The sequence below is a fragment of the Rhodococcus sp. WB9 genome (genome assembly GCF_007558985.1).
GTDB lineage: Bacteria > Actinomycetota > Actinomycetes > Mycobacteriales > Mycobacteriaceae > Rhodococcus_F > Rhodococcus_F opacus.
This window is the reverse complement of the sequence record NZ_CP041769.1, coordinates 7303912-7327066: the sequence shown is the minus strand read 5'-3', so window position 1 is coordinate 7327066 and position 23155 is coordinate 7303912. Positions and strand designations below refer to the sequence as shown.

Here is a 23155-nt window from a genome sequence, read left to right as displayed (position 1 = left end):
AGGCGATATGACGGCACCGTCGCAGAGGCCGCCGGCACCATATGGTGTCGGCGGCTTTTTTCTGCCGTGGACCTCACCCGACGGGCTCGAATCCGGCCAGCATCTGCTCGAGTGCGGCCTGGTCGGGCCCGATGAAGGGGTCTGACTTCGGTGCCTCGGCGAGCATGTCCAGAAACTCGGCGGTGCGACCGTCCGCCGGGGGGAGGTGGGTGCTGAGGATCCATCGCGGGTCGAGCGCCCGGACCGCGGCGACGGTGCGCAGGAAGTTCGTCTCGTCCACCAGGTGCACCCAGGGACTGTCGACGGTGGCCCACAGGTGCTGCGCGGCGCGGACGGCGCCGGGTGCGGAGTACCCGACGTCGTTGGCGGTGGCGAGTTCGGCGGTCTCCATCGGCGCCCCGAAGCAATCCGACGAGAAGCAGGCCTCGCTGCGGTCGTCGTAGAAGCCGACGGTGCTGGGATTGTCGAACAGCGGGGGCCGCAGCGCCGTCAGTGTGCGATCGCCGACGTCGAGGGATTGACCTGGATTGAGCAGGTAGACCCGGTCCATCGGGACGGGCCGTGCGCAGGACATGATGCCGACGCCCGCGAACGTCGTGATCAGGCGGGCGCGCGGCGCCGCGTCGAGAAGGTCGAACAACGCGCCGGTGTGATCGCGGTCCGGATGCGTCAGCCAGATCCACTCGACGTCCGCGGGGTCGAGCACCGATCCCAGGGCGTCCATGAAGCCGCGTCCGGGCAGGCTGAGTCCGGTGTCGACGACGACGGGTTCGGCGGCGTGGAGAACGTACGCGTTCACCGGTAGGTGCCCGATCCCCGGTACTTCCAGTTCGTCGCCGAGTACCGTGATGTCGCGTCGGATTCTGTTGATACGCATGGGAACTCTCCTCAGTCGTCGTAGTCGACACGGATCAGCGACCGGGCGATCGTGGCCAGTTCGGCTTCGGTCGGCTCGTATCCCCGCGGGACCTTCAGGCCCAGTTCGAACGGGGTGGCCCCGTCGTCGAGTGCGGCACGGAATGCGGCGCCCGCCTCGGCGGGGGTGGCCTCGAGTAGCAGGGCCCAGCCCCGGCGGACACGGCCCCGGTGGGTGACCGTCACGGGTGCGCCGCCGGCGAAGTTGCGCCGCCACGGACGCTCGGTGAAGACGAGCGTCTGACCGTCGACGTCGTGCAGGCATACCGGCACTCGCAGGGTGCGCCCGGTACGACGGCCGGTGAACTCGATCAGTCCTTGGCGCCGGATGCGCCGCCCCAGTGACCGGGTCGTGAGGACCCGCCGGACCAACGGGTTGACCAGCCGCATCAAATGGGGTGGCGGCGGGTTCAACCGCACATTTGCGGTATCGGTTTTGGACATGTCACCGACGCTAGGAGCGGTGGAGCGGGCACACCATTCCACAATTCTGGTATTTCCGCCGCCGATCCGCGCTCGTACGCTTGACTCGTGAGTGTGGATTCCGTGCAGTGCGCGGCAGACAAGGTCGCACGACTGTGCGCCGCACCCCGCGGCCTGGTGTCGCTGTGGCGGGACGCGTCGGACGTCGTGGCCGGTGTCGTCCCGTACTACTGGACGCCGTGCTGGTTCACCCTCGACCCCGTGTCCATGCTGATGACCAGTCACTATCACTTCGGCATGGACGAATTTCCCGGAGAATGGCTGGCCGCCGAGTACTACGAGGACGACGTTCAGTCCGTCCCCGACGTAATGCGTTCCGCCGAAGGGATTTCCACGTTGCACGAAGCCGCGCACGGTGATCCGTCGGGAAGTCCGCGCTGGCGCCGGAACCGGACACTCGGCGGCGACCAGGAGTTGATTGCGCGGCTACGCACGCGCTCGGGAGAAACCTGGGGAGCGCTGAGCCTCTATCGCGACGAGGGGATGCCGATGTTCTCGGAAACCGAGAAGTCGTTCGTGCAGCAGATCGCGCCGGTCCTCGCGGGCGGTGCCCGCCGAGCACTGCTGTGCGGGCAGGCCGAGGAACCGGAGTATGCGGATTCGCCGGGTCTGCTCGTCCTCGACGAGAAGTGGAACATCGAATCCGCGACGCCCGGGGTCGACCGGTGGATGGTGGATCTGCAGGGCGGGGACTGGGATCGGGGGGAGTTGCCGGCCTCGGTGATCACTCTCGCCGGTCGCGTGTTGCGGTGTGTGGAAGACCGCGACCGGCTGGGCGACGTGGCCATCTCGCGGGTGCTGTCGCGGTCGGGGGCGTGGTTGGTGCTGCACGGGGCATGCCTGACGTCGACGGGCAGGCGGCGGATCGCGGTGATCGTGGAGCCGGCGCATCCGAGCCGTCTGTATCCGCTGCTGATGTCGGCGTACGGGCTGACCGAGCGCGAGAAGGAGGTCACGTCGATGGTGTTGCAAGGGGCGTCGACTTCGCAGGTCTCCGCCGAACTGCACGTGTCGGCGCAGACCGTGCAGCAACATCTGAAGAGCATCTTCGACAAGACCGGTGTGCACAGCCGACGCGACCTGGTCGGCAAGGTGTTCTTCCATCACTACGAGCCGCGGTTCCGTGACAACGAAAAGCGGACCGCCGCGGGCAGGCCTGTCCGCGGCGGTCCCTGGCCGACGCAGAGGGGTTGAGTTCCGCCCCGGGGCCAGCCGGGGGCGGAGGCCTACTGTTCCTTCTTCAGGCGGGCGGCCAGCATGGCCTTGCCCAGATCGCCACCCTTCCGGCTCACGGCTTGGGCGCGGCGGAAGAAGTCGGCCAACTCGGCGTCACCGTCCATGTCGGCGTCCGAAATGTAACCCTCGAGACGCAGAGCGTTGCTCAGTGACGCTTCGACGAACCAAATCAGGTTGTAGTCCTTGTCCCGAACACCCGTCACCGAACGTGCATCTTGTTCGCTCATCAGTGCGTCCTTCCCGAGAAACGGCCGACTGTCTTGTGGTTCCTGCCTACCCGTGTGGTTGCATCGTAAACGTGAGGCGCGCCGGGCTCAGGCGAATGCCCAGTTCATCAGGGCGACATACAGCCCGGTTCCGACGACGATCGAGAGCACCGCATTCTTGCGCCACAGGTGCACCGCGGCGGTCGCCCCCACCGCGATCAGTTCGGGGATCCCGTGCGACGGGGCGGTGACGGAGACGTTCTTCAGCGAGTACGCCACCAGGATCAGCATGATCCCGGCCGGCAGGTAGACACCCAGGTAGCCGACGAGCGCGGACGAGCGCAACGGCATGACGATCGCGAAGGGGACGGCGCGCAGGGCGAACGTGACGATCGCCATGATCGCGATGGCCGCGAGGATGTAACCGGCGTCAGGCATCGGTGCGCACCTTTCGCCGGGCGAGGAAATAGCGGACGACGAGCAGGCTCACGAAGGCGCCCATCGCTATCGGCAGCATGTGTCCGGGGTCGACGAGGCGCGCGATCAGGGCGCACATCACGGCCGTCGAGGGCACTGCGAAACCGCTCTGCGACCGGATGGCCTCGATGGACAGCACGACGAACAGAGCGGTCAGCGCGAAGTCGAGGCCGACGATGTTCTCCGGGATCCATTGCGCCGCGGTCGCTCCGAGCATCGCTCCACCGATCCAGTACGCGTGGAGATACAACTGCGAGTACACGACGACCCGGCCGGACATCGACTTCCGGTCGCCGGTGACCGTCATGGCGTACGCCTCGTCGGTCAGCGCGAACATGCTGTAGAAGCGGGCGAGCCGGCCCTTCACCCTGTCGAGGGGAAAGCTCAAGGCGTAGAACACGTGCCGGAAGTTCACCAGCAACGCGGTCAGCGCGATGTACGGGAGCGGCGTCATCGCCGCCACCATGCCGACCGCGATGAATTCGAGGGAACCGGCGTAGATCAGCGAGGTGAAAACCATCGCCCACCACGGGTTGAGTCCCTGCTGGACGACGAGCACCCCGAGGGCGATCCCCAGCGGAACCAGCCCGATCCCGACGGGGAGAGACGCCTGCAGGGCGCGACGCCACTCCGGAGTGTGCCGGGGGGCGGAGTCGACGACTGCGGTCGTCGAGAGGGTTGCTGGATCGATCACCACGCAAATCTATAGCAACTATCCCGGTGCGCGATTGCGAGCGAATGCCCATTCTCCGCACTCTGCGCAATAATAGTTCAATGGATGACATCGATCACGCAATTCTGGACCACCTGCGGAATGACTCCAGTCTGACCAACACGGAATTGGCGGATCTGGTGGGTCTGACTCCGTCCCCGTGCCTGCGCAGGGTCAAGAAGCTCGAGGCGGACGGAGTCATCACCGGCTACCGCGCCATCGTCAGCCAGGAATCGCTCGATCGGGGTTTCCAGGTGATCGTCACCGCCGAGATCGGTGTGAACGACCAGGCGACCATCGAGCAGTTCGAGTCCCGGGTCGCCGCCTTCGACGAGGTGATCGAATGCCGGAGGCTGTTCGGCATCCCCGACTACTTCATCCGGGTGGCGGTCCGCGACCTCGCGACGTACGAGAACTTCATGGCCACCAAGCTCAGCGGGCTCCCGGCGGTATCGCGGGTCACCTCGTTGATCACGATGAAGACCATCAAGAGCGCCGACTGAGTCAGCGGTGCGCCGCGACCTCCCGGTAGAACTCGAGATGTTTCTGCGCCACGTCGTCCCATCGGTGTGAGCGAGCGAAGGCGCGCCCCTCGTCGAGGGAGGAGCCGTCGGCAGGCTCGGTCAGGGCGCGTGCCATCTCCTCGTGGGTGGACGCGTACCGGACCGTCCCGCGAAAGACCTCCCGTAGGACCGGCAGGTCGCGTGCGACGACGGGAACGCCCGCCGCCAGGGCTTCCATCGCGGCCAGCCCGAATCCTTCCTTGGTGGAGAGGAAGGCGAACGAGCTGGCCTGGGCCACCAGCGAGGGGAGGTCGGCGTCGTCGATCGTTCCGAGAATGGTCGGTGTCACACCCAGCTCCGCGGCCCGTCGGTCGAACTCGTCCCGGTACCCCCGGTAGTCGAACAGGGTCTCGCCGCCGGCGAACACCAGCCGCAGGTCCGGTTGCTCCTTCACGAGCAGTGCGAACGACTCCACCAGGTCGATGCTGCCCTTGCGCGGTTCGATACCGCCGACCGCTAACACGTAGTCGCCCAATTCACCGGCCCACCTGCGGCGGCGCCGGGTGTCCCCGCGTGCGTCCTCGAATCGGGCGGCGTCCACGCCGTTCGGAATGACGGCGCAATCGAGACCCCATCCGGCCGAAACTTCGGCGGCGACGGCGGCGGACACGCAGATCCGCGCGTACGGATCCACGATCGCGCGCTCGTGGCAGGCGGCCAGCGCGGGCGTCGTGAACTGGTCGAGATGGTGGATGGTTCGCACGCACCGCCCGACGGCGTTGGCGCTGATGCAGTCCTGCGCGTGGACGATGTCGTATGCCCCCGGTGGGAAGGTGGCGCGCATCGTCTCGATGGATCGGAGGATCCGCTCACCGACGGTCTCGTCGTCGACGTGTGCGAACGGCACCACCCGCACGGTGACAGTCGGGTCGACCGGACGGAAGAAGGCGGCGTCGCCGTGCCTGCCCAGGGTCCAGACCGTCACGTCCGCGCCCTGTCGGGCGAGGGCCTCCGCCAACGCCAGCGTGTGCACGACTCCCCCGCGCGGTTTGGTCGAATAGGTCAGCAGCGCGATCCGCATGTCAGTGTTCTCCTCGGTCCAGCAGTCTCCGGTAGGTGTCGATGCGGCGTTCGTCCAGGTGCCGCAGTACCTTCCTGGCCCGGTTGACCTCGTAGTCGACGTCGAGTTCGGCGACGGCGAGGCCGCCCTTCGTCCCCGTTCGCGCGAGCACGTCGCCGCCCGGGCCGACGACCTTGGCCTGACCGAGGAACCGCAGGCCACCCTGGATTCCGGTCTGGTTGGACGACACGAGGACCACCTGGTTCTCGGCGGCCCGGGCCGAATCGTAGAGATCGAACAGGCGTGATTGCCGGTCCTGCATCATGCGCGCCGCCCGGTCCGTGATGCTGGCCGGCCACGCGGACAACGCGGCGATGATCCGCGCGCCGTCGAGCGCGAGGGTGCGAGCGGATTCCGGGAACGTCTTGTCGTAGTCGATCAGCATCCCGATCCGGCCCACCGGTGTATCGAAGGCGGTGAACGAGTCACCCGCGGCGTACGCCAGGGATTCCCCGGCCGGCTGATGCACCTTGCGGTGACTGCCCAGCACCCCGTCACCGGTCACGCAGGCTGCGGCGTTGTATCGCACCCCGTCGCACAGTTCCGTGTACCCGATGCAAATCGTCATGCGGCCCGCCATCTTCGCGACGGCCTTCAGCTCCGGGCTGTCCGCGGCGAGCGCGGGCGGAAGCTCCTCCGTGTCCGGCCGCCGGAGATCCGAGATGTAGCCACCGAGGCAGGCGTCGGGCAGGACCAGTAGGTCCACCCCGTCGTTCGTCGCACTCTCGATCAGCGTCTGCAACTTCAGGAGCGCGCGATCGATGTCGCGGCCGAAGTGCCCCGCCAATGCTGCCAACCGTGTCGTCACCATAGGCGTCAGGCTAGTGTCGCCGTCGCCGGCAACACACCCGCTTCGAGTTCGATGCGGTCCGCCAGATACTCCGCGTCCCGCGCCACTCCCGCGAACCGTCCCGAACCCCACGTGTGCTGCCACGGAAGGCCGAGGAAGTACAGCCCGGGCACCGCGGTGACGCCGCGGTTGTGGGTGGGATGGCCCTCACCGTCGAACACGCCCGCGCGGAGCCACCGGTAGTCGGTCCGGAAACCGATCGACCACACCACCGACGCGATGCCCGATGTCGGCAGCTCCAACTCGGTGACCTCACGTTCGGGACGCCAGACCGGCACGTACCGTTCCTCGCGCGGCGCATCGATGCCCACGCGGTCGATATAGGCGTCGATGGAATCCTTGATGCTCTCACTGACGGCGTCGGCAGCATCCAGCGACGACTCCAGAGTGGGCGCGAACCGCAGGGTGCCGTCCACGACGTCGAGCAGCCGCCCGTACAGGCGCATTCCCGCGAGCGCGAACGCACGGAGGTCGATGTCGCGGCCACCGTCCCGGCCGGTGACGTAGTGGTTGGTGTTCTCCCGCTTGCCCAGACCGCCCGGGTGATCGGCGATCGAGACGTCGTAGGTGCCCATGTCGTGCAGCCAGGCCACGCAGTCCCGGCCGCGGTAGAACCGCGCGACCCGCGGCGCCCCACCGGTGACGAGGTGGACGGTGCGACCCGCGAGATGAAGATCCTCCGCGATCTGGGCGCCGGACTGGCCGTTGCCCACCACGAGAACCTCGCCCGCGGGCAGCTCGCCGGCGCTCCGGTACTGCGACGAGTGCAATTGCGTGATGTCGGCGGGCAGCCGTTCGGCGAACCGGGGAACGACCGGTGTGTGGTACCCGCCGACCGCGACGACGACGTGGTCGGCGTGCATCGAGCCTTCCGTCGTGTCCACGTCGAACCCTCCGGAACCCGACTGCCGGACCCCCACCACCGCGACCCCTTCGCGCACAGGAGGATCGAAGGTATCCGCGTACCCACGCACGAACTGGTAGGTCTCCTCGCGGTTCATGAACCCGTCGGGATCGCCGCCGGAGTAGCTGTATCCCGGAAGGGTGCACTGCCAGTTCGGAGTGACGAGAGTGAAGCTGTCCCAGCGACTGTCGCGCCACTCGTGCGCAATCGACTCTCGCTCGAGCACCACGTGGTCGATTCCACGCTGCACCAGATGCCAGCTGATCGACAGGCCCGCCTGGCCGCCGCCGATCACGACGACTGCGTGTTGTTCGGTCATCACGACTCTCCGGGGAGTGAAGCCGGGTTCATCTCGAGGACCCGGACGAGGGATTGGGGGTCGAGGGTGCGGCCTGCGCGTTCGAGTTCCTGCATCTGCTCGGACGCGGACGTGCAGTACATCCCGAACTTGGCACGGACTCGCTCACTGGCCTCGGTGAGCGCCGTCGTGGTGCGTGCGAGGAAATCGGCGACCGTGTAGTCCTCACCGGCCACCAGGTGGTCGTGCATGACCAGCGACGGCGAGTAGCAGGACTGGGTGCTTCCGTCCGGCCAGCGCACCGTGAACATCATCTCAGGCATCGACGGGCTCCAGTTCGGCTGTCGTGGTGCGGAGGAACGACGGTCGCGCCGTCGCGTCGAGCCGGGTGCCGCTCACCCGGTTCTCCGCGACGACGTCTCCGTACAGTTCCGGCCGGCGGTCCCGGAGGTTGTACATCCCGCCGCTGCGAATCGCGTCCAGTTCGGCCTGCACATCCAGCGTGGCCGAGGCGAGGCCGGGTTCCACGCCTGTGGTGGCGAGGATCTCGCCGCCCGGGCCGACGATCTTCGCGCTGCACACGAACCGGAGCGACCCGAACGTCCCCGCCTGATTCGATGCCACCCAGACCACCTGATTCTCCGTGGCCCGCGCGCGGTCGTAGATGTCGAATCTCTGCTTCCACCGGTCGTCTTCGGGGTTCTCGACGCGGTTGGTGCGGGCGGTGGGCCACGCCGACAGCGACGTGATGATCTCCGCGCCGTCGAGGGCGAGCGTCCTCGCGGCCTCGGGAAAGGCCTTGTCGTAACAGATCTGCATGCCCATCCGTCCGACCGGGGTGTCGAACGCTTCGTATTTGCCGCCGGCGCGGTAGCAGAGGTTCTCCCCCAGTGGCTGGTGCACCTTGCGGTACGAGCCGAGTATCCCGTCGCCGTGCAGCGTCACCGCGGCGTTGTACCGGTCGGCGCCGTCGGCCTCGCAGAATCCGAGGGTGATCACCAGGTCGCCGGCCATGTCGACGACCCGCCGGATCTCGGGCCCGTCCAATTTCAGTGCGGGCGGGAGGCTGCGGAGCCGACGCTGCCGCTGCTCCTCGGTTTCGTCGCCTCCGCCCAGGCTGGGCAGGTAACCGCCCAGGCAGGCCTCCGGAAGCACGAGTAGCGAACTCCCGGCTGTCCGCGCCTGCTGGATCAGTTCACCGATCGTGCGATACGCCCTTTCCATGTCGCGGCCGAACTCGGCTGCCGCAACGGAGATTCCGATGTCAGTCATGCTCTTCCCAATCCTGTGACCGTGGAGTGCACCACGCGTGTCGTTACGCCGTCGGGCCAGCGAAGGCTGACCCCCGGCTCGTATGTCAATTCCCCGCAGACGGCCGAGGTGGCCGGCCCGGCGGGCGCCGGCGCGCTACCGCGCCGATCGGCGGTGATCATCGCGAACCCGGGAAAGCACGTCATCCAGTCACCCGCCGTCGTACCGGGCGGCCTGGGGACCGATGCGGCGTCGAGGACGGCGCCGAGTCCGCTCGCCTCGGCGAGCATCCCGGTGGTGCCGGCGATCCCCGCCATGCTGATGTCCTTCGCCGCGGCGGGGCGGGTGCGGGCGACGAACGAGGCCATGTCCCGCAGTTCGTCCGAGCTGCGATGGGACGTCGAATCCCACTGCTGTCCGGTGTATCCCGGCCGCCACTGCCCGTGCAGGTCTGCTGTCAGCGTGAGCTCGTCGCCGACCCGACCCCCACCCGCGGGCACCGGATCCGCGGAGCGTCCGAGCGCTGTCACCGACAGCGCCGCGGGTACGCCGAGCTGGGTGTGGCCGCCCAGTACCGGTACGTCCCACGCTTCCGCAGCCCGGCTGAGACCACGGATCACCTTCGACAGGATCGAGGTGTTCGGTGCGCCGACCGAGTCGAGCATCCCGACGGGGATGGCACCCATCGCCGACAGGTCGTTGAGGTTGACGAGGGCGGCGCACCATCCGGCCCACTCGGGATCGCGCTGAACCATGGCGGGCAGGATGGCGTCGCACGCCGCGATCAGGTCGCTGCCCGGTACCGGTGCGCCGTCGTCGCCGCGGAACCCGCTGCCGCCGAGCGCATCACCATGCGTACCCAAGGGTGCCAGGGTGTGGGCCAGACAGGACTTCGTGCTCTGGACCAGACGCTCGACGCGATCGATCGGCCACGTCATGTGCACGTGCGGCGCGCCCGCCACCGTGACGTCACCCATCCGCGTCCAGCCCAGGTGGGCGAACATCGTTTCGTTCCGGCTCTGCACGGTGGCGTCGAACCGCAACGCGCCGCGGGATTCGGCGTGGGCGCAGGCGGCGCGCACGAGTGCCTTTCCGATTCCCCTGCTGTTCCGGATGTTTCGACCCACCACGAGGCGGCTTCCCGCCCACCACCCGAGGTCGGTGCCGTCCGTCATCGGGGCGAGGCGAACACCGCCGAGCACCTCGCCCGTGGTGCTGATCGCCACGAGCACCACGGTTCGGGGATCGTCGTCGACATCGTCCCGGTCGCTGGCGGTGAACAGTCCCTGTTCCACGACGAACGTCTCACGCCGCAGTCGTCGGTACGCCTCGATCATCACCCGACCGGTGGCGGGTTGCACGAGGAAACTCCACTGTGACTCCTGAACCGACGGCCCGGTGAGGACGGCGAAATCGGAAGGAGTGCTCTCGGCGGTCGGCAGGTCCCACATGTCAGCCTCCTGCGTTCTGAAGGACACTGCAGGCCCCACACGCGGCGCAGCCCGCCTTCTGGTCGGCGCCGCGCATCCCGCCCGCCTGCAATTCCTTCGCCACCCGCGAGGTGACGTCGGCGAGCAGGGCCGGCGACGGCGCCTGAGCCCCGTCCTCGACTGCCAGCGTGCCGGCGAGCGGCCGGAACGGGACGACGAACGGGTAGACGCCCATGTCGATCAGTTCGGCTGCGCCCGAGACCAATTCGTCGGGATCTTCACCCAGCCCGACCAGCAGGTAGGTCGACACCTGATTCCGTCCGAAAACCCGAACCGCCTCGCGCCACGCCGCCCGGTACTCGTCCAGCGGAACAGTCGCCTTGCCGGGCATCCAGTGCCGCCGAACCTCGTCGTCCAGGGACTCCACGTGGATGCCGATGGAATCGGCCCCCGCGTCCCGAAGATCCGTGATGGTCCCGAGATCGCCGGGCGGTTCGCACTGCACCTGTATGGCGAGGTCCGGGGCCACCGCCTTGACGGCCGCGACGCATCGCGCCAGATGACGGGCACCGCGATCCTTGGCCGCCGACGTGCCCGTGGTCATGATCATCTGGGTGACGCCGTCGAGGCGGACGGCGGCTTCGGCGACCTCGGCGAGTTGTTCGGGCTTCTTCACCGCGATGGTCGAGCCGGACTGCAGTGATGCCTCGATCGAGCAGAATCGGCACCGCTGTGCCGGGTCGTATCGAATGCAGGTCTGGACCACGGTCGTGGCGAGTACGTTCGTCCCGTGCAGCCGGGCGATCTTCTCGTAGGAGATTCCGTCGGCGGTATCGAGGTCGTAGAACCGGGGCCGGCGGACCGGCTCGATCTCCACCCCCATGTCGGTGCCGTTCAACAGCAGGCGGTTTCCACTGACTTCGTACGGGCTGTCGGACCGGATGGGGATGGCGCCGCCGATCCCGCCGATCAGTACATGACCGTCGTCGCTGGGGCCGGCGCCGGAAGTCCGGGTGACCGGGACGTTCAGTGATCGAATTCCGCGTACTGCTACGTCAACTCGTGTCGAGAGATCGCTCATGGTTCACACCTCAGACCATGTATGTGGAGTTGATGATGGCGCCCTTGCGGGAGTAGTGGATGATGGCGTCCTGCACATCCAGGGGATGTGCGGGCACGACGCCCTCGATCAGGTCCTCTTCCCGTCCGCCGTGCAGCGCGAGGCCGAAGCGGCACGCGAAGACGGTCCCTCCTTCGGAGATGAATGTCGCGAGTGCGTCGTTGATGTTCTGCTCGCCCGGGAAACCGTTGTCTCCGGTGGTCGGAAACCCACGCGTCGCAAGGCAGTTGAGGGCGCCGGGGCCGTAGAAATAGATTGCTGACTCGAAACCCTTGCGCAGTGCGCGGGTTGCCTGCAGGACGGCGACGAAGCTGACGGAGGATTCGTGCGCGATGCCGTGCACCAGCGTGAAGTAGGACTCGCCGTCCGCGGCCTTGTAGTCCGGGAAGATCTTCGTCGACCCGTAGATGTTGGTGCCCTTGGGTAGTGCCGGGTGGGGAATCTCGCCGAGTGCCTTCTGGATGTTCTCGGCGATGGTGTTCTCGATGTCGGTCACAGGGACTCCTGGTTGTTCGTGGGGCGGAGGCGCCCGAAGGGCCTGAACGCGCTGATGAGATGCTGTGGGCGACGGGCCGGGCGTAGACTTCGATGTCCATTCGCTCTGCGTGGGGAGAGTGCGCTGCGCACTCCGTCGACCTGAAACAAGTACACGGTTCGGTGATTTCCGAATGGTCACGCGAGGAACAAGCTCAGGTTTCGTAACCCTCACCGCGGCCCGAATCCGGTAATCCGGTCGTAACACCGACCGCGTGACTCTGCGCACCCGCCGCTCGAAAAAGTAAAGAGTCCTTTACTATGGGTGACTCGTACCCCGAATACAGAGAGAGCCATGACCAGCGCTTCGCGCCCCCGAAGACCCAGCCCGCCCCAGAGTGATCACCGCAGTCCCGGACGCACCGCGGGGGTGAACACATGGTGACCGTCCTGAGCATCGGCTTCGGCGTCGTCGTCGTATTACTGATCACCGCCCTGACCGGCTACTTCGTCGCCCAGGAATTCGCGTACATGTCGGTCGACCGCTCGCGGCTCAAAGCCCGGGCCGAGGCGGGAGACGCGGGCGCCGCCCGCGCCCTCGGCGTCACTCGCCGCACCTCGTTCATGCTCTCCGGCGCCCAGCTGGGCATCACCGTCACCGGCCTGCTCGTCGGTTATGTCGCCGAACCCCTGATCGGACGCGGCCTCGGTGAGCTCCTCGGCGGTGTCGGCATCCCCACCGCGGTCGGGATCGGCGTCGGCGCCGTCCTCGCCGTCCTGTTCTCCACCTTCGTCCAGATGCTCTTCGGGGAGCTCTTCCCGAAGAACCTGGCGATCGCCCGGGCCGAACCGGTGGCGCGTTGGCTCGCGCTGTCGACCACGATCTACCTGAAACTCTTCGGCTGGTTGATCTGGCTGTTCGACCAGTCGTCGAACCTGCTGCTGCGCGCGCTGCGAATCGAGCCGGTCCACGACGTCGAACACTCGGCCACGGTGCGGGACCTCGAACACATCGTCGCCGAATCCCGCGACGCCGGTGAGCTGCCGCGGGAACTGTCGACCCTGCTCGACCGGATCCTCGACTTTCCCACCCGCACCGCCGGGCACGCGATGATTCCCCGCGCCCACGTCGATACCGTCCGGGCCCACGATTCCCTGAGCAGTGTTCTGGAGAAGATGGGCGCGGGCCACACCCGCTACCCCGTGGTCGGGAGTTCCTCCGACGATCTGCGCGGCGTCATCCACCTCCACGACCTGCTCGGCGAGCAGGCCGACGGTCCGGCCGCGTCCCGGGCCCGTTCGGCCGTCGTCGTGCCGACCTCGCTGCCGCTGCCCGACGTGCTGGAACAGCTGACGGCTGCCCGGGACGAAATGGCGCTCGTCGTCGACGAGTACGGCGGGTTCGCCGGCGTCATCACGATCGAGGACCTAGCGGAGGAACTCGTCGGTGAGATCGCCGACGAACACGATCCCGACGGCGACGCGTCGGTGACGGGGTCCGAATCCGAAGGCTGGACGATGCCCGGCGATCTGCACATCGACGAGGTGGAGCGCATACTCGGACACGACCTGCCGCCCGGCGACTTCGAGACGCTCGCGGGTGCCGTCATCGCCGAGTTCGGCGGGCTCCCCGTCGTCGGAGACGCCGTCGCGATCCGCTTGAACCCGGATCCGGCCGACCTGATCAACGACGCCGACCCACCCGTCCGCACTCTCGACGCCGAGGTGCGGGCAGTCGACAAGCACGTCCCGTCCTCACTGTTCGTGAGGCTCCGCATCTTGGAGAGTGACTCGACCGATGAATAATCCGTGGGTCATCGTGCTCGTCACCGTCGGGTTGATCGCGGCCAGCGCGTTCTTCGTGGCGATCGAATTCGCGTTGATCGCTGCCCGTCGCCACCGGCTCGAGGACGCCGCCCCCACCAGCAGGGCTGCCCGCGCGGCTCTGCGCAGCGCATCCGAGCTATCCGTGCTGCTGGCCGGATCCCAGCTGGGCATCACCGTCTGCACCCTCGCGCTCGGTGCGGTCACGAAGCCGGCCGTGCATCACTGGCTCACCCCGGCCTTCGCAGGTTGGGGCGCCCCGCTGTGGCTGGCGGACGTGCTCGGATTCATCCTCGCCCTGATCATCGTCACGTTCCTGCATCTCGTCGTCGGTGAGATGGCACCCAAGTCGTGGGCGATCGCGCACCCGGAGAAATCGGCGACACTGCTGGCGATCCCGATGCGCGGATTCATGTGGGCCACCCGCCCGCTGCTGCTCGTGCTGAACCGGATGGCGAACCGGTGTCTGCGGAGGATCGGCGTGGAACCGGTCGACCAGGTGGGGGCCGGCCAGGATCCCGACGCGCTGCGGCACCTCGTCGAGCACTCGGCGACCGTCGGCACGCTCGACGAGCGGTACCACGGTCAACTGACCAGCGCCCTGGAACTCCAATCGCTCGCCGTGCGAGACGTGGTGCGGCCGAACACCGCCCCGAGCAGTGTCGCCCCGGACGCCACCGCGGCGTCGATCAGGGCGGCCGCGGATCGGAGCGGCCACCTCCGACTGCTCGTACGCGACGAGGACGGGATCAAGGGGGTGGTGCACGCCCGGGACAGCCTGCGGGCCGGCGCCGCAGTCACGGCCGCCGACCTCATGCGCCCGGTGCTGACCCTCGATGCGGACGCTGCCGTGTACGAGGCCCTGCACACCATGCGCGAGACCCGCAGCCACCTCGCGATCGTCACCGACAACGGTGAGCTGACCGGTGTCGTCACCTTGACGGACGTCCTCGCGCGACTGCGCCCGGCGGCCGGGGCTTCCGCCTGACCCGTTTCGCACACCGCGGCCGGGGTGGGCATCGCGGAAGCGGTACCCTCGCGGGGTGAATTCACGGTTGGATGTGGTCGCGCGGGTGCGCGGCTCCGTCGTGGGTTCACTGTCCGGCGCGGTCAGCATCGCCGCGCACGGCATCGCCGGAGGCGGAATGCCCCCGAGCGATGGCTCGGTGGTGCTGCTTCTCGCGGCGTGCGCCGCGGTCGGGGCGTCGGTCGCCGCCGTCCGGGTGCCCCGCCGTGAATGGTTGTTCGTGCTGTCGGTGCTCGCTGCGGGCCAGCTGATCGGCCACACCACACTGGCCTTGGCCGCAGATCATTCCCATGGTCTCGGGGTTTCCACCCCGATGATCGCCGCGCACCTCGCCGCGATCGCAGTCGCCGCGGTGCTGGTCCGGTCGGCCGAACGCGCCTGCCTGAGGGCATTGGCGGCGTTGTCGCGCATCGTTCTCGCAGTCCTGGCCCCGCTGCAGGTCGATACCGGCACCTGGACGGCGACCCCGGTCTACCGCGCGAAGCTGTCGTTGTGGCTGCTGGTCGCCGCGGGCGCCGGCACCCGCGGACCACCCGCTCTCGTCTAGTCGAATCCTTTCTCACCGCCTTCCCGGCACACACACGACGTGTGGTCGTCGGTTCGGCGTGTCCTCACACGGCACCAGCAGACTCCCACGCGAGTCCCGGTGCCGATTCCTTCCTGAGTCGGCGCATCCCTGACGTGTCACCTCGAAGTGCCCAGCGCACCCCGCAGTGCGCGGCCTCGACGGCGCCGGGTGCCCGTCTCAGCCGATTCGAAGCGAGATCGTCATGTCCATCCCTGAACTCGAACGCGACACACCGGTCGCGTCCTCCCCGGCGTCGAAGGTCTCCTCGCCGCCGCGCAGTTTCCGGCCACTGATCCTGCGTCTGCACTTCTATGCGGGGATCCTGGTGGCCCCGTTCCTGGTGATCGCCGCGGTCAGCGGCGGCCTCTACGCTCTCGCGCCGTCGGTCGAGCAGCTGATCTACCGCGACTACCTACACGTCTATTCGACCGGCCCGGACCTGCCGATGTCCGAACAGGTGCGGGCCGCGCAGCAGGTTCGCCCGGACCTCACTGTCGCCGCCGTGCGCCCGGCGACCGAAGCGGGTGACACGACGCAGGTGATGTTCACCGATCCGACCCTGGGCGAGTCCGAGCGCCGCGCGGTCTTCGTCGATCCCGTCACCGCGGAGTCGGTGGGCGAGCTCGTCGTTTACGGCAGCAGCGGGGCGCTGCCGATGCGCACTTGGATTTCGCAGTTGCACCGGCACCTGCACCTGGGCGAGCCCGGCCGCCTCTACAGCGAGCTCGCCGCATCGTGGCTGTGGGTCATCGCGCTCGGTGGCGTGTACCTGTGGGTGCAGCGCTACCGCACCACCCGCGCCCGCAACGCGGACGCCGCCAGGCTGTGGACGCTCGACCGGTCGAGCCGCGGACGCAACCGCACCCTCAGCTGGCACGGGGTGGTCGGCATCTGGATCGCGGTCGGCCTGGTGTTCCTCTCGGTGACGGGCCTGACCTGGTCGCGGTACGCGGGCGAGAACGTCGGCGAACTCCGCTCCGCCCTGAGCTGGACCACCCCCAAGATCGACAAGAAGCTGGACTCGGCGCCCGCTGCCGGCGCTGCCGCATCAGGCGGTCACGACGGGCACGGCGCAGGGCACACGCCCGCGTCGGATCCGGGAATCCTCGACCGCAACGTGGGCGCACTCGACACCGTCCTCGACGTGGCCCGGCAGAGCGGTGTCACCGGCGCTGTCGAGGCGACCGTCCCCGCCGACGCGGGCACCGCGTTCACCGTCACGCAAACCCGCGAACCGTGGCAGTTCTCGACCGACTCGATCGCGGTCGACGGGGCCACGGGCGCGGTGACGGATGTGTCGCGATTCGGTGACTGGCCGCTCGCGGCGAAGCTGACGTCCTGGGGCATCGCCCTGCACATGGGGTTGCTGTTCGGCCTGCTCAACCAGGTGGTCCTGGCCGTCCTCGCGGTAGCGTTGCTCGCCGTGATCGTCCGTGGCTACCTCCTGTGGTGGCGCCGCAGGCCCACCCGCGGCACCACCCGGGCGGTGGGCAGGCCGCCGGTGCGGGGCACCTGGCGCCGAATCCACCCGGCCGCGGCGGTGGCCGGGGCCGCATGCGTCGTCCTCGTCGGCTGGTTCGTTCCGCTGCTCGGCGTCAGCCTCCTCGCCTTCCTGCTCGTCGACGTCGCGATCGGCGCCCTCGCCCGCACCCGGGCAGGGTGAGTGACCGGGGCACCCGTGCAGCCGCGGCGGTTACGGCTTGGGAACCGGGTGCCCCTCCGAGGCCTGGACGACGACGATGCCGTTTCCGGTGAGGCACAGCTGATATGCCTCACCGGATCCGCGGCCGATCGCGGCGCCCATCTTCGCGGTCTTGCGGATCGTCGAGTGCAGGCCGGTCGACCACAGCACCGCGCTCTGCATGTCGACGTAGGTGGGGGTGTCCACGTTCAGGACGACGGGAGTGCCGTAGATGGTGACGGCGAGGACACCGCGGCCGGTGAACGTGGTGTTGAACAGTCCGCCGCTGAGCATCGACGCGCCCTCGACGCGGTTGATGTCCCAGTTCAGGGAGCTGTCGAACGCGAGGACGTTGGAACCGCTGACGGTCACCGACTCGTCCTCGAGTTCGAGCAGGAAGATTTCGTCGGCGTCGCGGGCGAGGAACACGTCGCCGCTGCCGGAGACCTTCATCAGTGACATGCCCTCGCCGGTGAAGGCCTTCTTGAAGAACTTCCCGACACCTCCGCTGCCCTGGTAGGCGAAGTCGACGTCACCCTGGTAGGCGACCATCGATCCCTGCCGGGCAAAGAAGTGACCGCTGGTTCCGGCCAAGTCCACCTTGAGCATTCGGGGATTCTGTAGCACGAAGGTGCCCGGTTCACCACTGCGTTCCGCGTTCTTCATCAGGTCGCTGCGCATGACGGAATCCTATCCGCCCCGTCAACGAACCCATTCCGGTCCGGGCCCGTTGGCTTCCTCGAAGATCAGCCACGTCTTGGTCGACTGCACCCCCTCGAGGCTCTGCAACCGTTCGAGGACGACATGCCGCAGTGCGCTGTTGTCCGGTGCGCGCACCAGGACGAGAACGTCGAAATCGCCGCCCAGCAGCGAGAAGTGCTCGACGAAGGGCAGTGTTCGGAGCTGGGTGGAGATCCCCCGCCACGAATCCTGCCGAATCGAGAGGGCGATGAACGCGGACGAGCCGAGTCCCGCCTTGGAGTGCGAGATCCGGGTAGTGAAGCCTTCGATGATCCCCGCCTCCTGCAACCGCTCGATGCGGACGTAGGCGTGCGCGCGGGAGATGTGCGCCTTCTCCGCCAGCGCCCGCATCGAGATGCGGCTGTCGGCGACGAGTTCCTTGATGATGCGCCGGTCGATGGCGTCGAGTTCATACGTGTCCGCTGTGCCGCCGGCCATCTGTCCATCCCTGCTGTGGTCGCTCACACTCCGGTGAGACATTCTGCTCCCGATGAGCCGATTCTAAACCGTTTGTCTCCGATTCTGCCTTGTCGTTGTCGATGAGTCGTTCAGTTGCGAGCATTGACGAACACAATGCATCTGGAGGTAGACGTGACGCTCGTAGAGCCGCCCCTGGCGACGCCGTATCGGACGTTCCTTCCCGCCGAGCGTGCGGTGCAGTATCTGGACGCGGCCGGCGAGCTGACCGAGAGCGAGGCCCGGTATCCGAGGCCGAGCGACGACCGTCTGGTCGAGATGTACCGGAACATGGTGCTGGGCAGGCGTTTCGATCAGCAGGCGACGGCGCTGACCAAGCAGGGCCGGCTGGCTGTGTACCCGTCGTCGCGTGGTCAGGAGGCCTGCCAGATCGCGGCGGCGATGAGCTTGCAACCCGGCGACTGGATGTTCCCCACCTACCGCGACTCGGTGGCGCTCGCCGCCCGCGGCATCGATCCGGTCGAGATCCTCGGCATGCTTGCCGGCGACTGGCACTGCGGCTACGACCCCGCCGCCCACCGCAGCGCCCCGCAGTGCACCCCGCTGGCCACCCAGTTGTTGCACGCGACCGGTGTGGCCTACGGCGAACACCGCAAGGGAAACGACACGATCGCTCTGGCGTTCTGCGGTGACGGCGCGACCAGTGAGGGCGACTTCCACGAGGCCCTCAACTTCGCCGCCGTGTTCAAGGCCCCGGTGGTGTTTCTGGTGCAGAACAACGGATTCGCGATCAGCGTGCCGCTCGCCCGGCAGAGCGCCGCACCGACGTTGGCGCACAAGGGAGTCGGCTACGGAATCGGCAGCGAACAGGTCGACGGCAACGACCCCGTGGCCATGCTGGCCGTGATGGACGAGGCCGCGAACTTCGTCCGGGCCGGCAACGGTCCGGTCATCGTCGAGGCCCACACGTATCGGATCGACGCGCACACCAACGCCGACGACGCCACCCGCTACCGCGATTCGTCCGAGGTCGAGCAGTGGCTCGGCCGCGACCCGCTGGCCCGGCTCGACAAGTACCTGCGGGGCAGGGGACTGCTCGACGACGAATCGTCCGAGGCCATCAGCGCGGACGCCGAGGCCGCAGCATCCGCGCTGCGTGCCGGCATGAACGTCGACCGACCCACCGACCCGATGGACCTGTTCCGGTACGTCTTCGCCGAGCAGACCCCGCAACTTCGAGAGCAGCAAGCGCAGGCGGAAGCCGAACTGGCCGCCGAATCCGAGGAGAACTGACACCATGCCCGTGCTCACCATGGCCCAGGCCTTGAACACCGCACTGCGCGACGCCCTCACCGCCGACGAGAACGTCGTCGTCTTCGGCGAGGACGTCGGCGCCCTCGGCGGCGTCTTCCGCGTCACCGACGGCCTGACCCGCGACTTCGGCGATGACCGGTGCTTCGACACCCCGCTCGCCGAATCCGGCATCATCGGCTTCGCGATCGGCATGGCGATGTCCGGGTTCACGCCGGTCGTCGAAATGCAGTTCGACGCGTTCGCCTATCCGGCGTTCGAGCAGATCGTCTCCCACGTCGCGAAGATCCGGAACCGCACCAAGGGTGCGCTGTCCGTGCCGATCGTCATCCGGATCCCCTTCGCCGGCGGCATCGGCGGCGTCGAGCACCACTGCGATTCCAGCGAGGGCTACTACGCCCACACCCCGGGTCTGAAGGTGGTGGCCCCCTCGACCGTCGAGGACGCATACACCCTGCTGCGGGCGGCGATCGACGACCCGGACCCGGTGATCTTCCTCGAACCGAAACGCCTGTACTTCTCGCGTGCCGACGTCGACCTGGCGGTGGGCGCGCCAATCGGGCAGGCCGCGGTACGTCGTCCCGGCCGGGACGCGACCCTCGTCGCCTACGGACCGTCGGTGACCGTCGCGCTCGAATCCGCCGAGGCCGCCGCGGCGGAGGGCCACGACCTCGAGGTGATCGACCTGCGGTCGATCGTGCCCTTCGACGACGACACGGTGATGGCGTCGGTCCGGAAGACGGGTCGCTGCATCGTCATTCAGGAGGCGCAGGGTTTCGCCGGGGTCGGCGCCGAGATCGCCGCCCGCGTCCAGGAACGCTGCTTCCATCACCTGCACGCGCCGGTGCTGCGGGTCAGCGGATTCGACATCCCCTACCCGGCGCCGAAACTCGAACGCCTCCACCTGCCGAGCGTCGATCGCGTCCTCGACAGCGTCGACCGGTTGCAGTGGAACGATTCCGCCGACACCCGGTGGGCGGTGACGGCATGAGCGACCAGGTATTTCTGCTTCCCGACCTCGGCGAGGGGCTCACCGAGGCCGACATCGCCGAGTGGAAAGTGAAGGTCGGCGACACCGTCACCGTCGATCAGGTGGTGGTCGAGGTCGAGACCGCCAAGGCCGCAGTCGAGGTGCCGATTCCCTTCGAGGGCACGGTGATCTCCCTGCACGGCGACGAAGGCTCGACATTGCAGGTGGGCACCCCGCTGATCACCGTGACGAGTTCCGGATCGGGCAATGTGCTCATCGGCTACGGCACCAGCGAGGACACCGGGCAGCGTCGGCGGCGTGTGCAGCGACCCGAGGTCACGCCTGCGCCGAGGCCCGCGGGCGTGCGCGTGATCTCGCCGATCGTGCGAAAACTGGCCCGGGACAACGTCGTCGACGTGAACACCCTGTCCGGCGCCGGACCCGGCGGAATCATCACCCGGGCCGACGTCGAGCGGGCACTTGCCACGACACCCGGCGGCCAGAGCGATGATGCGCAGCGGATTCCGATCAAGGGCCTGCGCAAGGCGGTCGCCGACAAGCTGTCGACGAGCCGCCGCGAAATCCCGGACGCGACGACGTGGGTCGATGTGGACGCCACCGATCTCCTCGCCGCCCGCCGCGCGATCAACGCCGCACTGCCCGAGGACGACAAGGTCAGTCTGATGGCACTGCTCGCGCGCCTGACCCTCGCGGCGCTGGAGCGGTACCCGGAACTCAACTCGACCGTCGACACCGACCGCAACGAGATCGTCCGCTACGGTCACGTCCATCTCGGCATCGCGGCCCAAACCCCGCGCGGGCTCGTCGTCCCGGTGATCGAGCGGGCCGATTCACTCACGACCGTCGAACTCGGCCGGCAACTGCGGGACACCACGGCGCTGGCCCGCGAGGGAACACTCCCGCCGACGCGGCTGACCGGGGGCACGTTCACTCTCAACAACTACGGCGTCTTCGGGGTGGACGGATCGACCCCGATCATCAACCATCCCGAGGCCGCGATCCTCGGTGTCGGTCGTATCGTCGACAAACCGTGGGTCGTGGACGGGCAGTTGGCTGTCCGGAAGGTGATGCAGGTGTCGCTGAGTTTCGATCACCGGGTGTGTGACGGCGGCGTCGCCGGCGGATTCCTGCGCTCGTTCGCCGACTACATCGAGAGTCCGATCACCGTGCTGGGGAGGCTGTAAATGACCGCGAACCACGGCGACGTCCTGATCCTCGGAGGCGGGTCCGGCGGCTACGCCTGCGCCTTCCGCGCCGCCCAGCTCGGGCTGTCGGTCACGCTGATCGAGGCGGACAAGGTCGGCGGAACCTGCCTCCACCGGGGCTGCATCCCCACCAAGGCGCTGCTGCGTTCCGCGGAGGTTGCCGATACCGCCCGCACGGGTGCAGCTTTCGGTGTGCGCACGACGTTCGACGGCATCGACCTCGACGCGGTACACGAGTACAAGAACAGCACGATCGACCGGCTCTACAGAGGGCTGCAGGGGCTCGTCGCGCATCACAAGATCACACTCGTGAACGGGCACGGAAAATATGTCGGAGACCGGACGATCGAGGTGGACGGCGCCCGCTACACCGGGACGTCCGTGGTGCTGGCGACTGGGTCCTACGCCCGGACGGTGCCGTCCATCGAACTCGGTGAGCGCATCGTCACCAGCGATAACGCACTGAACCTCGGGTTCGTCCCGGAAAAGGCCGTCGTCCTCGGCGGTGGCGTGATCGGGGTCGAGTTCGCCAGTGTCTGGGCCTCGTTCGGCGCCGAGGTGACCATCGTCGAAGCCTTGCCTCGTGTGGTCGCGGCGGAGGATCCGTGGTGCTCGAAGCAACTCGAGCGCGCGTTTCGCAGGCGTGGCATCACCGCCCGCACGGGTGCGAACGTCGAGTTGGCGAAGGAAACCGCGGACGGCGTCCTCGTGGAACTCGCGGACGGCGACACCCTCGAGGCGGACATCCTGCTCATTGCCGTAGGGCGCGGACCCCGCACCGCCGACAGCGGATTCACAGAACACGGCATCCCCCTCGACCGCGGCTTCGTCGTCACCGACGGCCGGCTGCGCACCCCCGTCGACGGCGTCTATGCCGTCGGAGACGTTGTTGCCGGGCTTCAATTGGCGCACCGAGGTTTCCAACAGGGAATCTTCGTCGCCGAGGAGATCGCCGGCCTCGATCCCGTTCCCGTGGCCGAGGACCTCGTTCCACGGGTGACATACTCGCACCCGGAGGTCGCGTCCGTCGGCCTCACCGAGGACGCTGCCCGGGAACGGCACGGCGACGTGACATCCGTCATGTACGACCTCGCAGGCAACGGCAAAAGTCAGATCCTCGACACCGCCGGCGGCATCAAGGTGATCCGTGCCGGCGACGCGGGCCCGGTGGTGGGGGTGCACATGGTCGGCGACCGCGTCGGCGAACTCATCGGCGAGGCCCAGCTGACCGTCGCGTGGGAAGCCCTTCCCACCGACGTGGCGCCGTTCGTCCACGCACACCCCACACAGAACGAGGCACTGGGCGAAGCGATGCTCGCGTTGTCGGGGAAGCCACTCCACACGCACGGTTGACGAAATACTGTCTGATGCGGAGTGCTTTGCTCTCACACGATACGGAGGAACTCGCATC

At 67.9% G+C, this 23155-nt stretch carries 25 protein-coding genes; 10 read left to right on the top strand and 15 right to left on the bottom strand.

The genetic code is table 11. From position 1 onward, the window contains the following. Positions 1-73: 73 nt before the first annotated feature. Both FND50_RS34140 and FND50_RS34135 read right to left on the bottom strand, forming a co-directional pair. Positions 74-877 (bottom strand): MBL fold metallo-hydrolase, encoded by an 804-nt coding sequence (locus FND50_RS34140; protein WP_144288687.1) that lies wholly within the window; start codon positions 875-877, stop codon positions 74-76. 11 nt (positions 878-888) lie between these two features. Further along, positions 889-1359 carry a grhN gene (locus FND50_RS34135; protein WP_260850814.1) on the bottom strand — a complete coding sequence of 157 codons (471 nt, stop codon included), beginning with the start codon at positions 1357-1359 and terminating at the stop codon, positions 889-891. Positions 1360-1461: 102 nt separating this feature from the next. Here FND50_RS34135 and FND50_RS34130 point away from each other — a divergent pair, with 102 nt between their 5' ends. Further along, on the top strand, positions 1462-2592 hold the full coding sequence (locus FND50_RS34130) for a helix-turn-helix transcriptional regulator (RefSeq protein ID WP_144289242.1): 1131 nt from the start codon (positions 1462-1464) through the stop codon (positions 2590-2592). Positions 2593-2624: 32 nt separating this feature from the next. On the opposite strand, the gene FND50_RS34125 is transcribed toward FND50_RS34130, so the two are convergent. The 3 genes from FND50_RS34125 to FND50_RS34115 form a co-directional block, all read right to left on the bottom strand. Further along, positions 2625-2861, bottom strand: a complete 237-nt coding sequence (locus tag FND50_RS34125; RefSeq protein WP_005254663.1) for a hypothetical protein — start codon at positions 2859-2861, stop codon at positions 2625-2627. An 87-nt stretch (positions 2862-2948) separates the two neighbouring features. After that, a complete protein-coding gene (locus FND50_RS34120; RefSeq protein ID WP_005254662.1) occupies positions 2949-3278 on the bottom strand; it encodes a branched-chain amino acid transporter permease in 330 nt (109 codons plus the stop codon). Next, on the bottom strand, positions 3271-4014 hold the full coding sequence (locus FND50_RS34115; protein WP_144288686.1) for an AzlC family ABC transporter permease: 744 nt from the start codon (positions 4012-4014) through the stop codon (positions 3271-3273). The genes FND50_RS34120 and FND50_RS34115 overlap by 8 nt, the downstream gene beginning before the upstream one ends. Before the next feature lie 77 nt (positions 4015-4091). Between FND50_RS34115 and FND50_RS34110 the strand changes: the two genes are divergently transcribed. Beyond that, positions 4092-4532 carry an Lrp/AsnC family transcriptional regulator gene (locus FND50_RS34110; protein ID WP_144288685.1) on the top strand — a complete coding sequence of 147 codons (441 nt, stop codon included), beginning with the start codon at positions 4092-4094 and terminating at the stop codon, positions 4530-4532. A 1-nt stretch (position 4533) separates the two neighbouring features. On the opposite strand, the gene FND50_RS34105 is transcribed toward FND50_RS34110, so the two are convergent. Genes FND50_RS34105 through FND50_RS34070 form a run of 8 tightly spaced genes read right to left on the bottom strand, consistent with a single transcriptional unit; the run spans position 4534 to position 12001 of the window. Further along, entirely contained in the window at positions 4534-5613 is a 1080-nt protein-coding gene (locus FND50_RS34105) for an MSMEG_0565 family glycosyltransferase (RefSeq protein ID WP_144288684.1), read from the bottom strand. A 1-nt stretch (position 5614) separates the two neighbouring features. Beyond that, a complete protein-coding gene (locus FND50_RS34100; protein WP_144288683.1) occupies positions 5615-6463 on the bottom strand; it encodes a carbon-nitrogen hydrolase family protein in 849 nt (282 codons plus the stop codon). A 5-nt stretch (positions 6464-6468) separates the two neighbouring features. Continuing rightward, complete coding sequence (locus FND50_RS34095; protein ID WP_144288682.1) at positions 6469-7725, bottom strand: MSMEG_0569 family flavin-dependent oxidoreductase; 1257 nt, start codon at positions 7723-7725, stop codon at positions 6469-6471. After that, the gene (locus tag FND50_RS34090) at positions 7725-8027 is read right to left on the bottom strand and encodes an MSMEG_0570 family nitrogen starvation response protein (protein WP_144288681.1); all 303 of its coding nucleotides are present in this window, start codon (positions 8025-8027) and stop codon (positions 7725-7727) included. Before FND50_RS34090 ends, FND50_RS34095 begins: the two co-directional genes overlap by 1 nt. Continuing rightward, complete coding sequence (locus FND50_RS34085) at positions 8020-8976, bottom strand: carbon-nitrogen hydrolase family protein (protein WP_144288680.1); 957 nt, start codon at positions 8974-8976, stop codon at positions 8020-8022. Before FND50_RS34085 ends, FND50_RS34090 begins: the two co-directional genes overlap by 8 nt. Further along, positions 8973-10406 carry an MSMEG_0567/sll0787 family protein gene (locus FND50_RS34080; protein ID WP_144288679.1) on the bottom strand — a complete coding sequence of 478 codons (1434 nt, stop codon included), beginning with the start codon at positions 10404-10406 and terminating at the stop codon, positions 8973-8975. The genes FND50_RS34085 and FND50_RS34080 overlap by 4 nt, the downstream gene beginning before the upstream one ends. Before the next feature lies 1 nt (position 10407). Beyond that, positions 10408-11466 (bottom strand): MSMEG_0568 family radical SAM protein, encoded by a 1059-nt coding sequence (locus FND50_RS34075; RefSeq protein ID WP_144288678.1) that lies wholly within the window; start codon positions 11464-11466, stop codon positions 10408-10410. A 10-nt stretch (positions 11467-11476) separates the two neighbouring features. Next, positions 11477-12001 carry an MSMEG_0572/Sll0783 family nitrogen starvation response protein gene (locus FND50_RS34070; protein ID WP_144288677.1) on the bottom strand — a complete coding sequence of 175 codons (525 nt, stop codon included), beginning with the start codon at positions 11999-12001 and terminating at the stop codon, positions 11477-11479. Positions 12002-12417: 416 nt separating this feature from the next. On the opposite strand from FND50_RS34070, the gene FND50_RS34065 reads away from it, so the two are divergent. The 4 genes from FND50_RS34065 to FND50_RS34050 all read left to right on the top strand — a co-directional run bounded on the left by FND50_RS34065 (position 12418) and on the right by FND50_RS34050 (position 17061). Next, positions 12418-13785 (top strand): hemolysin family protein, encoded by a 1368-nt coding sequence (locus FND50_RS34065; protein ID WP_144288676.1) that lies wholly within the window; start codon positions 12418-12420, stop codon positions 13783-13785. After that, positions 13778-14791: a hemolysin family protein gene (locus FND50_RS34060; protein WP_144288675.1), complete on the top strand. Its 1014-nt coding sequence runs from the start codon at positions 13778-13780 to the stop codon at positions 14789-14791. Before FND50_RS34065 ends, FND50_RS34060 begins: the two co-directional genes overlap by 8 nt. Before the next feature lie 55 nt (positions 14792-14846). Continuing rightward, on the top strand, positions 14847-15377 hold the full coding sequence (locus tag FND50_RS34055; protein WP_186301196.1) for a hypothetical protein: 531 nt from the start codon (positions 14847-14849) through the stop codon (positions 15375-15377). A gap of 223 nt (positions 15378-15600) precedes the next feature. Then, complete coding sequence (locus FND50_RS34050; RefSeq protein ID WP_144288674.1) at positions 15601-17061, top strand: PepSY domain-containing protein; 1461 nt, start codon at positions 15601-15603, stop codon at positions 17059-17061. A 30-nt stretch (positions 17062-17091) separates the two neighbouring features. On the opposite strand, the gene FND50_RS34045 is transcribed toward FND50_RS34050, so the two are convergent. Next, complete coding sequence (locus FND50_RS34045; protein WP_061040598.1) at positions 17092-17760, bottom strand: AIM24 family protein; 669 nt, start codon at positions 17758-17760, stop codon at positions 17092-17094. A 21-nt stretch (positions 17761-17781) separates the two neighbouring features. After that, positions 17782-18258, bottom strand: a complete 477-nt coding sequence (locus FND50_RS34040; protein ID WP_007297835.1) for an Lrp/AsnC family transcriptional regulator — start codon at positions 18256-18258, stop codon at positions 17782-17784. 135 nt (positions 18259-18393) lie between these two features. Here FND50_RS34040 and pdhA point away from each other — a divergent pair, with 135 nt between their 5' ends. From pdhA to lpdA, 4 genes are read left to right on the top strand one after another with little or no spacing between them, the layout of a single operon-like run. Beyond that, positions 18394-19530: a pyruvate dehydrogenase (acetyl-transferring) E1 component subunit alpha gene (pdhA, locus tag FND50_RS34035; RefSeq protein ID WP_144288673.1), complete on the top strand. Its 1137-nt coding sequence runs from the start codon at positions 18394-18396 to the stop codon at positions 19528-19530. A 4-nt stretch (positions 19531-19534) separates the two neighbouring features. Further along, the gene (locus tag FND50_RS34030) at positions 19535-20539 is read left to right on the top strand and encodes an alpha-ketoacid dehydrogenase subunit beta (RefSeq protein WP_144288672.1); all 1005 of its coding nucleotides are present in this window, start codon (positions 19535-19537) and stop codon (positions 20537-20539) included. Continuing rightward, positions 20536-21723 (top strand): dihydrolipoamide acetyltransferase family protein, encoded by a 1188-nt coding sequence (locus FND50_RS34025; RefSeq protein WP_144288671.1) that lies wholly within the window; start codon positions 20536-20538, stop codon positions 21721-21723. Before FND50_RS34030 ends, FND50_RS34025 begins: the two co-directional genes overlap by 4 nt. After that, positions 21724-23097, top strand: a complete 1374-nt coding sequence (lpdA, locus tag FND50_RS34020; RefSeq protein ID WP_144288670.1) for a dihydrolipoyl dehydrogenase — start codon at positions 21724-21726, stop codon at positions 23095-23097. The last annotated feature ends 58 nt before the right edge of the window (positions 23098-23155 follow it).

Bases quoted from the DNA above. Each gene is read 5' to 3' on its own strand.
- FND50_RS34140 (WP_144288687.1), bottom strand. From the start codon at position 877: ATGCGTATCAACAGAATCCGACGCGACATCACGGTACTCGGCGACGAA.
- FND50_RS34135 (WP_260850814.1), bottom strand. From the start codon at position 1,359: ATGTCCAAAACCGATACCGCAAATGTGCGGTTGAACCCGCCGCCACCC.
- FND50_RS34125 (WP_005254663.1), bottom strand. From the start codon at position 2,861: ATGAGCGAACAAGATGCACGTTCGGTGACGGGTGTTCGGGACAAGGAC.
- FND50_RS34120 (WP_005254662.1), bottom strand. From the start codon at position 3,278: ATGCCTGACGCCGGTTACATCCTCGCGGCCATCGCGATCATGGCGATC.
- FND50_RS34110 (WP_144288685.1), top strand. From the start codon at position 4,092: ATGGATGACATCGATCACGCAATTCTGGACCACCTGCGGAATGACTCC.
- FND50_RS34105 (WP_144288684.1), bottom strand. From the start codon at position 5,613: ATGCGGATCGCGCTGCTGACCTATTCGACCAAACCGCGCGGGGGAGTC.
- FND50_RS34100 (WP_144288683.1), bottom strand. From the start codon at position 6,463: ATGGTGACGACACGGTTGGCAGCATTGGCGGGGCACTTCGGCCGCGAC.
- FND50_RS34095 (WP_144288682.1), bottom strand. From the start codon at position 7,725: ATGACCGAACAACACGCAGTCGTCGTGATCGGCGGCGGCCAGGCGGGC.
- FND50_RS34090 (WP_144288681.1), bottom strand. From the start codon at position 8,027: ATGCCTGAGATGATGTTCACGGTGCGCTGGCCGGACGGAAGCACCCAG.
- FND50_RS34085 (WP_144288680.1), bottom strand. From the start codon at position 8,976: ATGACTGACATCGGAATCTCCGTTGCGGCAGCCGAGTTCGGCCGCGAC.
- FND50_RS34080 (WP_144288679.1), bottom strand. From the start codon at position 10,406: ATGTGGGACCTGCCGACCGCCGAGAGCACTCCTTCCGATTTCGCCGTC.
- FND50_RS34075 (WP_144288678.1), bottom strand. From the start codon at position 11,466: ATGAGCGATCTCTCGACACGAGTTGACGTAGCAGTACGCGGAATTCGA.
- FND50_RS34065 (WP_144288676.1), top strand. From the start codon at position 12,418: ATGGTGACCGTCCTGAGCATCGGCTTCGGCGTCGTCGTCGTATTACTG.
- FND50_RS34060 (WP_144288675.1), top strand. From the start codon at position 13,778: ATGAATAATCCGTGGGTCATCGTGCTCGTCACCGTCGGGTTGATCGCG.
- FND50_RS34050 (WP_144288674.1), top strand. From the start codon at position 15,601: ATGTCCATCCCTGAACTCGAACGCGACACACCGGTCGCGTCCTCCCCG.
- FND50_RS34045 (WP_061040598.1), bottom strand. From the start codon at position 17,760: ATGCGCAGCGACCTGATGAAGAACGCGGAACGCAGTGGTGAACCGGGC.
- FND50_RS34040 (WP_007297835.1), bottom strand. From the start codon at position 18,258: ATGGCCGGCGGCACAGCGGACACGTATGAACTCGACGCCATCGACCGG.
- pdhA (WP_144288673.1), top strand. From the start codon at position 18,394: ATGCATCTGGAGGTAGACGTGACGCTCGTAGAGCCGCCCCTGGCGACG.
- FND50_RS34030 (WP_144288672.1), top strand. From the start codon at position 19,535: ATGCCCGTGCTCACCATGGCCCAGGCCTTGAACACCGCACTGCGCGAC.
- FND50_RS34025 (WP_144288671.1), top strand. From the start codon at position 20,536: ATGAGCGACCAGGTATTTCTGCTTCCCGACCTCGGCGAGGGGCTCACC.
- lpdA (WP_144288670.1), top strand. From the start codon at position 21,724: ATGACCGCGAACCACGGCGACGTCCTGATCCTCGGAGGCGGGTCCGGC.